The sequence below is a fragment of the Moorena sp. SIO3I6 genome, from assembly GCF_010672095.1.
Genome location: NZ_JAAHHU010000134.1, coordinates 1 through 14,612 on the forward strand (window position 1 = coordinate 1; position 14,612 = coordinate 14,612).

Sequence of the window (14,612 nt, forward strand, 5' to 3'; positions counted from 1 at the left end):
GGCCGATCGGCAAGCCGCTGAAGCCAAATTTGGATTCTATCCAGATTTAGAAGCTTTGCTTGCCAGTTTACGGGCAGCAAAATCTATTCAAGATTGGCCGGGATACTTATCCTTATTCAAGCCAGACAGTAAGATTCAAGCTGAAGTGTTACAAACTTTACGAATGGCATTATATTCAACTAGAGAATATAACCGCAGAGAAGTACCTCAAGGTTTTGAGAAGATGTTTTTTAAGCCTGATGGTACGTTAATGATTGCTACAGCAGAGGATGGTACTGTCCGCTTACAAGACTTCAAAGGCAGACAACAACCCAAAGTATTTTCAGGACATGAGGGGGACGTAGATCTTGATGTTAGTCCGGATAGTCGCTTATTAGCAACAATTGACCAGCAAGGGACTTTTCGCCTCTGGAACTTAGAAGGAAAACAGGAAGAGCCACGTCAGCTTACAGACTGTATTTCAGGGTTTACATATACTGATTTAAATCTATCTCCTACTGGTTTCGGTGTATATGACAGAGGGATCAGTTTCAGTCCTGATAGCAAGAAGCTTCTAGCCTATTTACAAAGGGTAACTGAGAAGGGCAATTCCAGTACTATCTGCCTGTGGGAAACGGGAGATAAACCGAAGCTATTGAAACAGGAAGGCAATTTCTATAGTATTAGCTTTAACTCCAATAACCAGCTAGTAGTAGCTAACCAATCTGGCAATACCCTCAGCTTGTCGGACTACAGGAGTCGTAATCAGTTGGCAGAGTTTAAAAATTTTAATCAGGCACCCTCTGGATATCTGGCTTTTAGTCCTACACTCTCGGGAAATCTGGTTTTTAGTCCTATTAGTCCTAATGGTGAATACTTAGCAGGATTGTTTGGAGATGATGTAAGCATTGCCTACTTTCGTAGTTTAGATAGCGAATATTGGAAGGAGTTTAAACCCATAAGTAGAGCTAGCAGTATCATTTTTGATACCGAAGGTCGTCTGATTATTGGGCAAGAGGGTGAGGGTATTATTAGTGTTTATGATGAACCATATAAGATTAATGACTCTTTGTCAGACGCCTTGGAATTTGAACTGAAAGGGCATCAAGGTGGTATTCGTGAGGTGATTTCTAGCTCGTCGAACGGCAGACAACTTGCTAGTTTAGGTGATGACAATACCCTGGTCTGGTGGAAACTAGATAAGAAGCCATTAGAGGAGTTAGAGCTAATTCCGAATTTAAAAAGTATCAGCATCAGCCCCGATGGTAAGCAACTAGCTGTTGTCGGAAGTGATGACACTATTCGTCGGTTGGATTTGACTGGTAAGGTGTTGAAGCGATTTCCCGATCTTAAAACAAAAATAAGGCAAATCATTTTCAACCCTGATGGTACACAATTGGCTGGAGTTGGTAAAGATAATAGGATTCGCTTATTGGATTTGAATGGCAATCAGTTGTATAAATCTAAAAATTTTAATAAAACAATTAGCCAGCTTCTTTTTAGCCCTGATGGTACACAATTGCTTGTTGTGGAGAACGATAGTACTGTATATCCGCAGGGTTATGATGATAAGAATACTAGTACTCTCCATCGGTTGAATTTGAACAGTAAAATCTGGAAAACTGAACCTAAGCTATGGGGTGAAATCGCTTTTAGCTCCGATGGCAAGCTGTTAGTGGCGCAGAATGCTTTACCTGATCACTATGTAGAGCGAGGTAATATCTTTTTAAAAGAATTGGAGTCTGGTCAGGAATTAGTTAAGTTTAAGAGTGCTAATCCCAGGTTTGATAGTGATAGTATCGGTTTTAGTACCCAGGGTGGCTTAGTGGTTAGTGCGGAGCGGCGTTATTTGGAGGATAATGGTTCTCATATGGAGGAGAAGGGTTATACCTATGTATGGGATATGTCAGGAAAATTATTGACTGCTTTCAAAGATGGGCATCAAAGTAAAGTTAATGAAAGTACAGTTGATGTAAGTACAGTTACAAGTATAAGTCTTAGTGCTGATGGCAGTTTATTAGCCACTCTTGACAGATCCGGAAATGCCAAGTTATGGCGTATAGGAGGATTGGATGAACTAATAGTCAAGGGTTGTAATTGGGTCCGAGACTATTTGGAGACGAATCCCAATCTTGACGAGAGCGATCGCAATCTCTGCAAAAATTGATGGCGTTGCTGATTTTGGGTATGCTTTCGCCCCCCTAGCCCCCCAATTCTGGGGGGAACAAAACTCTCAAGCGATGCAGCGCGGTCTTGGGGGTTTCCCCCATGAGCGACTGCATCAAGACAAGTCCCCCAAAGTTGGGGGATTTAGGGGGCTGTAATAAAATCAGATAATCGCGCATTCATTCCTTAATTCAGCAACGCCGGCCTATATAGGGTTTATAAATGAAATGAAACAGCCCTACCCTTATTAAGGGGAACCAACGGGGGATCTCAATCAGGGATTAACAAAACTGAAATGCGACATTGGAAAGTATTATCCCGATTTATTCTATTCATCCTCTCAGCAGTTATCGTACTGCTGAGCTCTGCCCTACCCAATAGTCTTCTTGCCTCTCAAGCTGCTAGTCCTCTTGCCCAAGTACGCATCAAGACCGAAACCGTAGTAGGTCAGCAGGATTTTTTCCGAGTTGGCAAATCCCACAAAGGTCGTTGGTGGTTGATTGACCCCGATGGCAAACCCTTCCTTTACCGGGGTGTCACCTCCGTCAACTTTGGCTATCCTGATCCCTATGTTCCGGTTGTCGAGGATAAATATGGTCAAGACCCCGCTGCATTTCGGGAAGCTACCTTTGAGCGGCTGCGGAGCTGGAATTTTAATGCCCTAGGAGCATGGACACCACCTCAATTGTGGGATCAGGGTATGCCCTACACGGTTATCCTAAATTTCGTCAAAGCTGCTCCAGACAGCGAACTTAGGGTTGATGACAGGAAGCTAAAGTTACCCGATGTGTTTGATCCGAAATGGATTGAAGGGATTGATGCTAAAGCTAAGGAAATCGTAGCACCGGTGGCAAGTAGTAAGCTGCTAGTGGGATATTTTACTGACAATGAACTCAATTGGGCACACGCTGAAACACCAGACCGAAAGGTTAACTCAGAGTTGTTGCTCACCAATAACGCTAAGGCATCTTTACTGCAATTTTGCCTTAGCCTCAATCCAGAAAAACCCGCCTATAGTGCTGCTTGGGATTTTGTTTTAAAGCGCCATGGTAATAGTTTAGAGCAGTTAGCAAAAGATTGGCAGGTCCCTATTGAATCTAGAGACACGATTAAAGAATGGACTAAGACAAAACAAGGGATTGTTTCTAAAGGCTACTTAGTGGATCAGAATGGGTTTCAAGCAGAATTTGCTCGACGCTATTTTCAGGAAACTGCAGCAGCAATCCACCGCTATGACCACAATCATTTAATCCTGGGATGTCGGTTTGGGGCACCTCCTTCTAATGCTGTATTTTCCGCCATCAAAAGACCTTGGGTAGATGTAGTATCTGCTAACAATTATCGCTACAACATGTATGAGCGGATAGACCTATACTACCAAGCTACAAAATTGCCAGTGCTCAACACTGAGTTTAGTTGGGGACACACCAGGTTTACTCAACGAGCCTTACCCGATGAACCAGAAGACGGGTTTTCCGAAAGGTCACGGATGATGCGTAATGGCGCTAAGTCCTTAGCCAGGGCTTTGACTCATCCCGCTCTTGTCGGTTATACCTGGTATCGTTGGGTAGATTTGCCCGGTCATACACCCCCGATTAGTTTTGGTCTGGTCAATCTTGAGGATGATCCCAATCTCTCCCATACAACCTTACTCAAGCGATTGAATGCTAGAGCTGATGCGATCGCGACTACAGCAAAGGGAATAGGGAACAGGGAATAGGGAACAGGGAGTATGGAGTAGCGATGCAGCGCTAATCGCTGATAGCTGATAGCACCTCAAGTAGCGTGCGCGTAGCGCTAATCGCTGATAGCTGATAGCTTACGGCGGTTTGCATAACTATCAAGTACACAGAATTTTATCCTTCTTCCCTCTTCCCTGCTCCCTGCTCCCTGCTCCCTGCTCCCTGCTCCCTGCTCCCTAAAATCCCGAACTTTGTACCTCACCGAATTGCAAACCTCTTTCACTACTTAGTTGCTGTAATAAAAACAAAACGGTCAGGAAATTCAAGGATAGATTGTTGAGCATATTTTTCTGAGATTTCTGCTAGACCTTCCTGTAACTGTTGATCATCAAATAATGACAGTAAGGACATATAGCGATTTGCTACCATTTTCAAGTATTGTTCTTTAGGAATTGACTGAAGATATTCAACAAAATCAACTGAGACGTTGAAGCCGACTTTTTCAAGTAAACTAGTTAGATCGTTATAGTTAGGCTGCCTTCTTTCATATCGCTCTAAAGCTTTCTTGAATAAAGGATACTCAATAGTAGGAGGCAGAAGGATTAGCAAGAAAATTACTCCACTAGTTAGCTTTTGAAACAAACTACTAAATAGTAATTCTTTATTGTCTATATGATGAATTGCTTCCTTCATATAGACCTTATTATAACCTGAGGTTTCAGAAACAAAAGTAATCGCATCTACTGCCCTAATTTGGTATTGAGGGCTTAAGGGGATTTGTGAGAGCATTTCTTCAGAAGGATCGACGCAGATAATCGGATTATCTAACTGTATTTCCTTCGGAATTGATTGGCTAAAAAGTCCTGTACCGCAGCCTAAATCCACAAGACTATCTGTTGAGGTTAAGCGTAAATATTCAATGATTTTTAACCCCATAAATCTAATGTAGTCTTCTGAGTAACTCCACAAATCATCATAGATACTCCCGATTCTTTTATAGTGTTTTTGATTCGAGCTACTCATGGCTTTAATTGCTATTGTTATTTATGATTATTATTAATATAGCGGTTTTCAATTGGTGAAGTACATGTTTTTAGGTAACAGGGAACAGCGGATCTGGGAAAAAATCCTGTGGAATAGGCATCTTGCCTGTTCGGCGATCTTTTGGCGCGGGCAGGATGCCCACTCTACCCGTGGAATAGGCATCTTGCCTGTTTGGGGAATAGGCATCTTGCCTGTTTGGCGATCTTTTGGGGCGGGCAGGATGCCCACTCTACTCCTATTCATTGAAAGATTCAGCAACGCCCGAAATCTAGTTAATCAACAGCAAACTCAGTGTATTGGCGCATGTTGGGGGAGTGGAAGCCAAGGACAATATCCTCAGCTGGAACACCCAGTTCAAGCAATTGGGTAGCAATGCCAATTTCGGTGCCATCATGCTGAATCCAGATTTTACCATTTTTGATATCTAAGTGGAGGCTACAGCCGTGGGTGCGACGGTTATCTTTCCAACCCGTGTGCAGTAACAGATAATGATCTCGTTCGGTGTCCAACACTGCTTGGGTTTCAATTTCCGGGAAGGTGGGTTTGCGATTGGCTCGTTCTAGAAGTAATTGCTGAATCCATTGACGATATTGTTCTACAGATTCTTCTACAGCCATTGCCGAATAACCTCCTGAGTTTGGTCATAGATGAGTAAATTGATTTGAGTCTTATCAATGACTGATCGTACAAAACGTCGTTGGAAAAAAGATTGGTAAATTGTTTCAGGAATGGCAAGGTAAAGATTACGTTGGGCATCAACTTCATTTAGAGCAAATTGATAGTTGATGCATTGCCCAAGGGCCGTATGAAAATCGGATACAACGGATCGACCAATAAAACTTTTGATTTCCACAGCAATTTTTTCTCCTGCTCGTTCTGCAGCGATTAGCTCTGCAGCAAGATCAATTTCAAAATCGACTCCCCCAACACTCAGTTGATAGGGATCGGCAGTAATTACCCAGTTTTCTTTTTCTAGGGCAGTTCTCACTGCATTGTGGAAACGATCCTTTGCCATGAGCTTTTAAAAGAAACAGGAAGCTTTTCTGGTAAGATTATATGCTAGAGCGAATGTATTTATCATTCCTTGGGTGATCGCACCACCAAACCTTAGTCTGAGATAGTTCACCGGTCTAGTGGGATATCTTCATACACGAGTGCGATCGCAAACTCAAAACCAACGCTCTCCAGGGTGATCACATCTCCAGCTTGGTATGCCGTGTATAGCCACAACCGCCCTTCGCCCCTCCGGTAAATCTCGACGTTGATCTCGGTAGAGCTGATCAGGACGTATTCTTCTAGGCTGGGTAGAGTGCGATATTCTTTGAACTTTTTCCCCCGATCGAGAGCTTCTGTACCGGGGGAGAGCACTTCAACGATAAGTTTTGGATATTGGATCGCGTTAATCGCTATTCTATCTCGCTGATCGCAGCTCACCACCACATCTGGATAACGGTAGATAGATTCGGTAACCTTTACTTTGGCATCAGCAATATTGATGCGACAGCCTTTGGGACGAACGTGGGGACGTAGCGCAGCTAGTAGATTAATCGCAATATCGTTGTGGGGGATGCTGCCACCTGTCATAGCGAAAATGTCACCATTAATAAATTCGTATCGAAGTTCCTGATGTGGTTCCCATTCCAAGTAAGCTTCGACAGTCATTTTCTGGGACTGAGGATTGGCAATCATGGCAGAGTCTATGAATTACGTAGCTGGCCTTAGCATCGAGAACAAGTTTTAGATGATAGATACCACTGGTTCATATAAGTTACAACTTTACCTTACAACAGGGAGAGTCAGTACTAGACACGACATGGTTGATGTTTACTTCCAAGTAGAGACTTAATATTGAATTTAAGTGGGGTGGGTAAGTTTTGCCCACTCTACCGAAAAAACCTACTTTCTTCTACTAAAGAACCCTGGATCAAAGGGCCAGTGTCAGTCCTGTGTGACCGGATGTCTTGACAAGAATAGATAAGCGATCGCGAATAAAATTCCCAACGCCATCATCGTGGAACCAGGTTGGGTGCGATTCCTTGATCGATAGGCTACACTAACGTGCAAAAATCAATATACTGGGAATTAATGATAACGTTTAGGGATGATAACGCCAAAACTGGATAACCATATAACCATATAGGTTTATGAAACTTCCACAGGATGCCATCATTGCAACGGCCAAACTTACCAGATATTTGTTGGTTTGGCGTGATAACGATGATAAGTCAAAATTTTTAGCTCAGGCAGGCTATAGTCAAGAGAACTGGCAACAGTTAGAAATAGATTTGCGTTCCCAGATTTTGCCATTGGATGCGACTTTGAGCGATGAACCCAACCGATTTGGCGATGTTTATACCATTCGGGGCATTTTAGTAGGACCAAATGGAGTTGAACTAGACATCAAGACAATTTGGATGGTGGAGCATGAAACTCAACAGACAAAGTTTATCACCCTGTACCCAGATAAGGAGGCTAGATAATGGCATTTGAGTTATTTTCACGGGTGGCTCTGCGGGAAGATTTTCCCAAGCATAAGTTGCAGCAAGGGGATATTGCAACGATTGTCGATCACCATCCAATACAAGACGGAGAGGATGGTTATAGTCTGGAAGTTTTCAATGGGATCGGGGAAACGATCGCCGTTTTAGTGGTTTCAGAGTCACAAATTGAGTCATTAATGAAAAATGAGGTTCTGCATATCCGAAGATTGGATGAAGCCGTTTGAACCTACAACCCATCTATCTGATCAACGCTCAACCCCGTATATTGTGCAATATCCTTCAGGGGTAACCCTGCGGCCTTCATCTGTTTAGCAACGCCTGTCATAGAACACTTCACACCACTGATTTTTTAGTTCCATCACTGTATGGCGGGTGCGCTCACCCCACCGCAAACTCGGTATACTGCCTCATGATGGGTGCCTGATAGGCCAAGACAATATCCTGCTTTGGTACCCCTAGCTCAACTAACTGATCTGCGATCGCAATCTCCGACCCATCATGCTGTATCCAAATCTTGGCATCTTTAATATCCACATGTACAGAACAGCCATAAATACGTGTGGTGTTATTTTTCCAACCGGTATGAACCATTTGGTAATGATCCCGTTCCGTATCAAAAATGAGCTGGGTTTCGATGGCTGGATTCGCCGACTTAATACTGGCGCGTTTTTTAAGCAAGTCCTGAATGTGCTGTCGATATACCTCTAGTTTATCCATTGATTAATCTTTGGTTGCGAAATATCATAAACTACAATAGGAACCTGATTACACTTGATCGACTTTTGTATAAACGGATAACTTAAAAAACCACTGTAAATTTACTTTTAGTTATTAACTTCATCAGTTACTTGCTCCTGGAAAGAATTAGAAGCAAAAAGACCTCGTCCCACTTTCTTCCATCTCCCTTCTTTTACACCTTGATGCAATTGGTTAGCTAAGGAGTTTGTAGCACGGAGTTGTTCATGCTCAGATTTGGCATCAAAGAGTCTGCTGGCAATCTGTTTTCGGTTAACCGGAGCCGCGAATTTATCTAAGATAATCTCTACCGCTTCCCCGAATGTTTTACCTCTAAATTCTGGATATAACATATCTCTGGGATTGCGCTTGTTACCCTCCTCATCGTCTTGGTTTTCCCTTTGGTTTTCTTCAAAGGATTCCTCTTCTAATTCCTCATCAACAAAAGTTACTTGACCGACATTGCCACTTGAATTCACAGTGGGAGCTTGTTCAGATAAATGATTAGCATTAACCTCAAGTTCCCGGAAAGCACTCGATATTTCCGCTGCAATATCATCGTTTTCCGCTGCAATATCATCGTTTTCCGCTGCAATATCGTTGCTGGATAGTTCGGCTTCAAGCTTATTCTGATAATAGGCAACGTTTGCCCGTTTTTGCTCCACTAAAGCCTTTACCTCAACCAGGTTTGCTTCCGCTTCAGTAAGTTCTCGCTGGGTTTGTTCTAGCTGAGTTTTGATCCAATTAATATGGTCTTCTTGAGCAGATTTAAGATTCATGGTTGTCAGTTGCATGTCTTGTAAATCAAGCTTTTACGGAAAGTATAGCAGTATTTTTTTAGTTTTGCCATCCAATCGAGTTAAATTTTATTAAAAAAAACTTTTTTTTTTGGTTTACTCAATCCCTTAGTATCCTTCTGTAATAATCCTGCTAAGGAAAGGTTTTCACAGCTACAGGACTTAGGCAAAACTTGTAAACCAACCCTATAACTACTAGGATGCATTAATAAAAACTGCTACAGCTATGTAGATTTACTGGGCAACTCCTGACTATCATGAGTATCTAATAGGATTGTGACTTATACCCCCCATAACTTTAAATTTAGCTTTAATTTAGCTGAACTAGTTAATTTTTGCTATAACTTAAAAAAAACTGTTTTCAGAGCTGCTGTTACTTTGTAACAAAATTAATCTCCCATCTAATTTTTTATAGTTAATATCAGCTATATTAATAAACCTGATTTTTTCCTGAGTATCAGCTAATATTAAGCTGAAAATACCCAAAAAATATTCTTATTAAATTTAAATTAGTTTCACTAGCTTTAGCTCCTAAAAAGTATTGTATGATGATCATCAACAAGCAATTGATACTGCAATTGTTTGTTGGCCACTCTCTAGAAAGCTGATCGCCCTAGGCTCAAGGCTGAATCCATAACTGGCCTCAGCCGTCAGCCGTCAGCCGTCAGCGGTCAGAAGTCAGCCGTCAGCTGAGGTAACAGAGATTAAACCAATGTAGGGGATAAGCTGATAGCACCTCAAGTAGCATCTCAAGTAGCGCATTAGCTGATAGCTGAAGGCTGAATGCTTACCTGTAAAGTTATAAACTTTTGTTAATTTCATCACCAAACAAGCCATTTAAGATAACCAGAATCTCTAGATAATTTGATTACTATGTCTCAAGTTGAATTGCAACGGTCCCAACTCATGATAAGTACAAGAAGAAGCAGTCAATTTCATCCCCGAAAGGTCATGAAGGGTTTCAAGTTAGTTTCATTAACATTACTGGCAATGGTGATGGTACTGGTGGTACACGCTGAGCCGAGTTTCGCACAGGAATCCGCTAGTAGTGGAGGATTCAATCCTCAAGAACTACTGCGCAATGCTTTGCAGTGGATTGATAGTCTTGGACCCATCGGAGCGATCGCATTTATCGCAATCTATATCATTGCTGCCGTAGCATTTTTGCCTGGGTCCATCCTTACCCTAGGGGCTGGGGTAGTATTTGGTGTTGTCTTAGGCTCAATCTATGTGTTCATCGGAGCCACTATCGGAGCCACGGCTGCTTTTCTGGTTGGGCGTTATCTAGCTAGGGACTGGATTGCTCAAAAAATTGCCGGAAATGACAAGTTTAGTGCCATTGATGAAGCAGTAGGTCAGGAAGGATTGAAAATTGTGTTCTTGACTCGACTCTCTCCTGTATTTCCCTTCAATCTCTTAAACTATGCCTATGGTCTAACTGGGGTTTCGCTAAAAGACTACGTCTTAGGCTCCTTTGGCATGATTCCAGGAACAGTAATGTACGTTTACATCGGTTCTTTGGCTGGAGACCTGGCCACTCTTGGTAGTGGTGAGGCACCAACCAATCCCACTTTCCAGTGGGCAATTCGGATTATTGGTTTTATCGCCACTGTGGCAATAACACTTTTTATTACTAATCTGGCTAAGAAGGCTTTAGCCAAAAGCGTTTCTAAGGAGACAGTTTAGAAGGTTAAAGGTTAAAGGTTGAAGGTTGCAAGTTTAAAGTTAGGAGGTTGAAAGTTAGGAGGTTGTTCGCGTAGCGTGGCCAAAGGCCAAGGTTAGGAAGTTAAAGGTTAAAGGTTAGGAAGTTTAAGGTTGTTCGCGTAGCGTGGCCAAAGGCCAAGGTTAAAGGTTAGGAAGTTTAAGGTTAAAGGTTAGAAGGTTAAAGGTTATAGAGATCCGTAAATTTTTGTTCCCGATTCCCGATTCCCGATTCCCTACTCCCGATTCCCTACTCCCTACTCCCTACTCCCTACTCCCTACTCCCTACTCCCTACTCCCTACTCCCTAAAAAATTAATTGAATTTTGAACTATCAAAGGAGTTATTATAAATGTCAAGTTCTCAATATCAAAGAGTTATTGTTCCACCTATGGACGAGTATAACCAGAGGTTGGTTAACTACGTTCATCCAGGAGATTGGGTTAATCCAAAACCTGTTGATTGTTATGACCTAGTAGTTATTGGTGCTGGTACAGCTGGATTAGTTACCGCAGCAGGTGCAGCAGGTATCGGTGTTGGTTTGAAGGTGGCGTTGATTGAACGGCATTTGATGGGTGGGGATTGTTTAAATGTAGGTTGTGTCCCCTCCAAGTGTTTGATTCGGTCATCTCGGGTAGTGGCTGAGATGCGCAATGCGGGAGCCTTTGGGGTTAAAGTTCCAGATAATATTGAAGTAGACTTTCCCGCAGTGATGGAACGGATGCGTCGGCTACGGGCAGGGATTAGCCATCACGATTCTGCTAAACGCTTCAAAGATACCTATGGTATTGATATATTTTTAGGAAATGGTCGGTTTACCGGTGATGATACCATTGAAGTAAACGATACTACCCTCAAGTTTAAGAAAGCGGTAATTGCTACAGGAGCAAGAGCAGTAAGACCCCGAGTTGAGGGCATGGAAGAGGCAGGGTATCTCACCAATGAAACGGTATTTTCTCTGACAGAACGTCCCAATCGACTAGCTGTTATTGGTGGCGGTCCCATTGGGTGTGAATTAGCTCAGTCTTTCCGCCGTTTAGGTTGTGAAGTAGTGCTGTTCCATCGCGGTTCTCACATTTTAAATAAAGAGGATGCTGACGCCGCTGATATTGTTCAAAAAGTCTTTTTAAAAGAAGGTATCCGTTTAGTCCTGGGTGCCCAATTGAACCGGGTCGAGAAGACAGAGGCAGGTAAAACCTTACACTTCAATAGCTGCACTGGTTTGGAAGAGTCGGTCACAGTAGATGAAATTTTGATTGGTGCTGGACGTGCGCCCAATGTGGAAGGGTTAAATTTGGAATTGGTCGGGGTAGAGTATGACCAGCGTAAAGGAGTGAAGGTGAATGATTACCTTGAGACTACCAATCCCAAAATTTATGCTGCTGGTGATATTTGCATGGACTGGAAGTTTACCCATGCAGCAGATTCAGCCGCACGGATTGTGATTAAGAATACTCTATTTTCTCCCTTTGGCTTGGGTAAATATAAACTGAGTAACTTGGTGATGCCTTGGGCAACTTATACTGATCCAGAAATTGCCCATGTCGGGATGTATGAACATGAAGCTCAAGGGAAAGGGTTTAATGTTAATACGATTAAAATTCCCTTTAGTACTGTAGACCGAGCGATCGCAGATGGCGAAGAAGAGGGATTTGTGAAAATTCACCATAAGAAGGGGTCAGATCAAATCCTGGGAGCAACTATTGTGGCAACTCATGCAGGGGAAATGATTTCTGAGGTGACTACAGCAATTGTCCATAAGATTGGTTTGAGTAAGCTTTCCAGCGTAATTCATCCCTATCCAACTCAAGCAGAAGGAATTAAAAAAGCGGCAGATGCCTATCGCCGCACCCTCTTAACACCAAGAACTAAAACATTTTTAGAATTGCTGACTAAGCTTTCTTAGAGTAAAAGGAGCGTTGCTTACTATGGAATGATTTTAAGAGTTTTGTGGAATGGGCATCTTGGTGGAATGGGCATCTTGCCCGTTCCAATTCCCGGCGGGCAGGATGCCCACTCCACTCATAATAGGACTTGGTCAGCTCTCCCCATTTCCCTATCTCCCTACTCCCTCTTTGTCTTGACCTCCGATTGAAATAATCCGAAGGTTAAAAACCGCTATATTCAAATCATTCCATGATTAAGCAACGGCGTTTTATCTGCAGATGATTGCCAGTAGGGAGCTAGGAAGCTAGATCTTGAGTAGATGAGGAAACAACCCTACCATCAGGCATAACCGTACCCCATAGTTCTGCATCCTTCCAGTCTACTTCAGCGAGATCCGCACCCTTGAGATTGGCAGCTCTCAAATCTGCTCCACTTAGCTTTGCTCCAGCAAGTTTCGCTCGACCTAGATTTGCCCTGTGAAGCTTGGCATCAGTCAAATTAGCTCTTTCCAATTTCGCACAACGCAACTTAGCCCCACTCAAATCGGCTCGGCTCAGGTTAGCTCCGCTTAAATCTGCTCGACTCAGATTCGCACCACTAAGGTTGATACCACTCAGATTAGCTTGAACTAGGTCGATAGCACAAAAATATCGTTCTCCTGCTGCGTACCTTTCTTGGAGTTCTTTGCTATTCATGTCGCCTTCCCCCGATTTGACTTTAGTTAAAGGTTTCTATTAAAAAGAGTAAAAATATCGCCCAACGTGACAAAGTAAACCAATATTTTTCCTATGCTAATAAACGCAAAAAAGTGCCTGTGTCATAACAAATATATCCACAGTTATCTTTGTAATTTAAGTACAATTACTAGTTATTTAGAGGGTGCATTTCAATGCCTGAAATTAGGCAAAAATTATAAGAAAATTACCACACTTATCACACTCCTCACTTACCACACTCCCGACACTTATCATAATTCTCATATTTACCACACTTCCTTGATTTTTTATAAATATGATATGCTCCCTATCTAGAATTATAGTTATTGTGATCACCAATCGCGTTTATATAGCAGTCGAAGTAAAGCTTAAGACATATTTATGCTCCCTGCTCCCTACTCCCTGCTCCCTTTCAAGCAAAATACTCTGTCCTAAACTATACTTCGGTTGCTATAAATAAAGTTGGCGCAGTTTCTTGAGTGCTCGAAACTTTTTTTGCCGAATATTTCCTTCCGTATACCGGGGATAGCCCTTACACTCTAAATGACTCGAAATTTCAGCATAGGAAAGCTTTTTAAAATAGAATAACTCCAAAATTTCTGAGTCTTCATCAGGAAGTTGTTTGATCTTCTCCCGCAGTTCTAAGTTCTCTATATACTGCATAGGGTGAGTGTGACGGGGAAATGGAACCACATTACTCTGACCAATCGAGAGTGAACTTTCCCACTTTTCGGAAGTAATATCTAAAAACCTCTTATGCTCACGGTGCAGTCCCCTTATGTAATTAAAGGCAACTGTTCGCAACCAAGCCCTTGGATTAATAATTGGCTCTCTTAAGTCACCCTTAATTCGAACCAGTAACAGTTCCCCATCAACGTCTAAATGCAACTCTAGTCTCCCGGAGGCGATTAGTCTTTGGACAAGTAAAAAGACATCGCTTTTGATATCTTCATGGGTATACTTGCTCTTAAGATTAAATTGGCTAAGACGACTTTCTATTTGAGTAGATAGTGAATTTAACAGGTTGGCAAGTTCTTCCTGTTTCATCATCCTCCCCTGGTAGAAGCAATTTTCACCTGGTTGTGCTTTGGCCATTTAAATTCTTCTCCTGATCATGCAAACTGGTGTAAATGGAATCACTTATGTTGTCACGATTGTCACGGTCGATAGGGCAGGCTATAAAAATAGTTTCTGCTCTGCCCAATAACAAAAAGCTACACTAAATTGCGACCAGCAAGCGCCAAGCCGATCATTTTCGCCTGTCAACTAAATCAGGACGTGCGGCTTGTTCTAAGTAAGAGCCTCCTTTACCAGGAGGGGTAAGACTTAGGTAATTCGCGGGGACAACCCCGAAAGATTACAACTATTCATCCGGATGGCGGTGCAAACCCGACCCCTAGAAGAG

16 protein-coding genes are annotated in these 14,612 nt (G+C 42.5%); 7 read left to right on the top strand and 9 right to left on the bottom strand.

Features of this window, described 5'->3' with window-relative positions; genetic code table 11:
• Both F6K49_RS27125 and F6K49_RS27130 read left to right on the top strand, forming a co-directional pair.
• Window positions 1-2,146 (top strand): WD40 repeat domain-containing protein (locus tag F6K49_RS27125; RefSeq protein WP_293101577.1); only part of this gene is annotated, 2,146 nt, incomplete at its 5' end.
• A 294-nt stretch (window positions 2,147-2,440) separates the two neighbouring features.
• Entirely contained in the window at window positions 2,441-3,865 is a 1,425-nt protein-coding gene (locus tag F6K49_RS27130; protein WP_293017863.1) for a hypothetical protein, read from the top strand.
• Window positions 3,866-4,109: 244 nt separating this feature from the next.
• Here the strand turns inward: F6K49_RS27130 and F6K49_RS27135 are convergent, their stop codons facing one another.
• The 5 genes from F6K49_RS27135 to F6K49_RS27155 form a co-directional block, all read right to left on the bottom strand.
• Window positions 4,110-4,763, bottom strand: a complete 654-nt coding sequence (locus F6K49_RS27135) for a methyltransferase domain-containing protein (protein ID WP_293017862.1) — start codon at window positions 4,761-4,763, stop codon at window positions 4,110-4,112.
• Window positions 4,764-4,898: 135 nt separating this feature from the next.
• Complete coding sequence (locus F6K49_RS27140) at window positions 4,899-5,057, bottom strand: hypothetical protein (RefSeq protein ID WP_293101580.1); 159 nt, start codon at window positions 5,055-5,057, stop codon at window positions 4,899-4,901.
• A gap of 86 nt (window positions 5,058-5,143) precedes the next feature.
• Window positions 5,144-5,488: a XisI protein gene (locus F6K49_RS27145; RefSeq protein ID WP_293017859.1), complete on the bottom strand. Its 345-nt coding sequence runs from the start codon at window positions 5,486-5,488 to the stop codon at window positions 5,144-5,146.
• Window positions 5,479-5,886, bottom strand: a complete 408-nt coding sequence (locus tag F6K49_RS27150) for a XisH family protein (RefSeq protein WP_293101584.1) — start codon at window positions 5,884-5,886, stop codon at window positions 5,479-5,481. Before F6K49_RS27150 ends, F6K49_RS27145 begins: the two co-directional genes overlap by 10 nt.
• A gap of 107 nt (window positions 5,887-5,993) precedes the next feature.
• Entirely contained in the window at window positions 5,994-6,560 is a 567-nt protein-coding gene (locus F6K49_RS27155) for a Uma2 family endonuclease (RefSeq protein WP_293101588.1), read from the bottom strand.
• A gap of 455 nt (window positions 6,561-7,015) precedes the next feature.
• On the opposite strand from F6K49_RS27155, the gene F6K49_RS27160 reads away from it, so the two are divergent.
• Window positions 7,016-7,351 carry a DUF6883 domain-containing protein gene (locus F6K49_RS27160; protein WP_293065372.1) on the top strand — a complete coding sequence of 112 codons (336 nt, stop codon included), beginning with the start codon at window positions 7,016-7,018 and terminating at the stop codon, window positions 7,349-7,351.
• Window positions 7,351-7,596, top strand: coding sequence for a DUF4926 domain-containing protein (locus F6K49_RS27165; RefSeq protein ID WP_070395932.1), 246 nt, complete (start codon window positions 7,351-7,353; stop codon window positions 7,594-7,596). Before F6K49_RS27160 ends, F6K49_RS27165 begins: the two co-directional genes overlap by 1 nt.
• Before the next feature lie 154 nt (window positions 7,597-7,750).
• Here the strand turns inward: F6K49_RS27165 and F6K49_RS27170 are convergent, their stop codons facing one another.
• On the bottom strand, window positions 7,751-8,089 hold the full coding sequence (locus F6K49_RS27170) for a XisI protein (protein WP_070395931.1): 339 nt from the start codon (window positions 8,087-8,089) through the stop codon (window positions 7,751-7,753).
• 107 nt (window positions 8,090-8,196) lie between these two features.
• Entirely contained in the window at window positions 8,197-8,886 is a 690-nt protein-coding gene (locus F6K49_RS27175) for a hypothetical protein (RefSeq protein ID WP_293101593.1), read from the bottom strand.
• Window positions 8,887-9,855: 969 nt separating this feature from the next.
• On the opposite strand from F6K49_RS27175, the gene F6K49_RS27180 reads away from it, so the two are divergent.
• The 3 genes from F6K49_RS27180 (at window position 9,856) to F6K49_RS27190 (ending at window position 12,699) form a co-directional block, all read left to right on the top strand.
• Window positions 9,856-10,590, top strand: a complete 735-nt coding sequence (locus F6K49_RS27180) for a TVP38/TMEM64 family protein (protein ID WP_293080880.1) — start codon at window positions 9,856-9,858, stop codon at window positions 10,588-10,590.
• Window positions 10,591-10,956: 366 nt separating this feature from the next.
• Window positions 10,957-12,510, top strand: coding sequence for a mercuric reductase (locus F6K49_RS27185; RefSeq protein ID WP_293101596.1), 1,554 nt, complete (start codon window positions 10,957-10,959; stop codon window positions 12,508-12,510).
• A 27-nt stretch (window positions 12,511-12,537) separates the two neighbouring features.
• Window positions 12,538-12,699, top strand: coding sequence for a hypothetical protein (locus tag F6K49_RS27190; RefSeq protein WP_293101599.1), 162 nt, complete (start codon window positions 12,538-12,540; stop codon window positions 12,697-12,699).
• A gap of 88 nt (window positions 12,700-12,787) precedes the next feature.
• Here F6K49_RS27190 and F6K49_RS27195 read toward each other — a convergent pair whose 3' ends face one another.
• Complete coding sequence (locus F6K49_RS27195; protein ID WP_293101602.1) at window positions 12,788-13,186, bottom strand: pentapeptide repeat-containing protein; 399 nt, start codon at window positions 13,184-13,186, stop codon at window positions 12,788-12,790.
• Between the two features lie 471 nt (window positions 13,187-13,657).
• Window positions 13,658-14,302, bottom strand: coding sequence for a sigma-70 family RNA polymerase sigma factor (locus F6K49_RS27200; protein ID WP_293101605.1), 645 nt, complete (start codon window positions 14,300-14,302; stop codon window positions 13,658-13,660).
• Window positions 14,303-14,612: the final 310 nt, after the last annotated feature.

Coding starts and splice junctions, on each gene's coding strand:
- F6K49_RS27130 (WP_293017863.1), top strand. CDS start 2,441: ATGCGACATTGGAAAGTATTATCCCGATTTATTCTATTCATCCTCTCA.
- F6K49_RS27135 (WP_293017862.1), bottom strand. CDS start 4,763: ATGGGGTTAAAAATCATTGAATATTTACGCTTAACCTCAACAGATAGT.
- F6K49_RS27140 (WP_293101580.1), bottom strand. CDS start 5,057: ATGCCTATTCCCCAAACAGGCAAGATGCCTATTCCACGGGTAGAGTGG.
- F6K49_RS27145 (WP_293017859.1), bottom strand. CDS start 5,488: ATGGCTGTAGAAGAATCTGTAGAACAATATCGTCAATGGATTCAGCAA.
- F6K49_RS27150 (WP_293101584.1), bottom strand. CDS start 5,886: ATGGCAAAGGATCGTTTCCACAATGCAGTGAGAACTGCCCTAGAAAAA.
- F6K49_RS27155 (WP_293101588.1), bottom strand. CDS start 6,560: ATGATTGCCAATCCTCAGTCCCAGAAAATGACTGTCGAAGCTTACTTG.
- F6K49_RS27160 (WP_293065372.1), top strand. CDS start 7,016: ATGAAACTTCCACAGGATGCCATCATTGCAACGGCCAAACTTACCAGA.
- F6K49_RS27165 (WP_070395932.1), top strand. CDS start 7,351: ATGGCATTTGAGTTATTTTCACGGGTGGCTCTGCGGGAAGATTTTCCC.
- F6K49_RS27170 (WP_070395931.1), bottom strand. CDS start 8,089: ATGGATAAACTAGAGGTATATCGACAGCACATTCAGGACTTGCTTAAA.
- F6K49_RS27175 (WP_293101593.1), bottom strand. CDS start 8,886: ATGAATCTTAAATCTGCTCAAGAAGACCATATTAATTGGATCAAAACT.
- F6K49_RS27180 (WP_293080880.1), top strand. CDS start 9,856: ATGAAGGGTTTCAAGTTAGTTTCATTAACATTACTGGCAATGGTGATG.
- F6K49_RS27185 (WP_293101596.1), top strand. CDS start 10,957: ATGTCAAGTTCTCAATATCAAAGAGTTATTGTTCCACCTATGGACGAG.
- F6K49_RS27190 (WP_293101599.1), top strand. CDS start 12,538: ATGATTTTAAGAGTTTTGTGGAATGGGCATCTTGGTGGAATGGGCATC.
- F6K49_RS27195 (WP_293101602.1), bottom strand. CDS start 13,186: ATGAATAGCAAAGAACTCCAAGAAAGGTACGCAGCAGGAGAACGATAT.
- F6K49_RS27200 (WP_293101605.1), bottom strand. CDS start 14,302: ATGGCCAAAGCACAACCAGGTGAAAATTGCTTCTACCAGGGGAGGATG.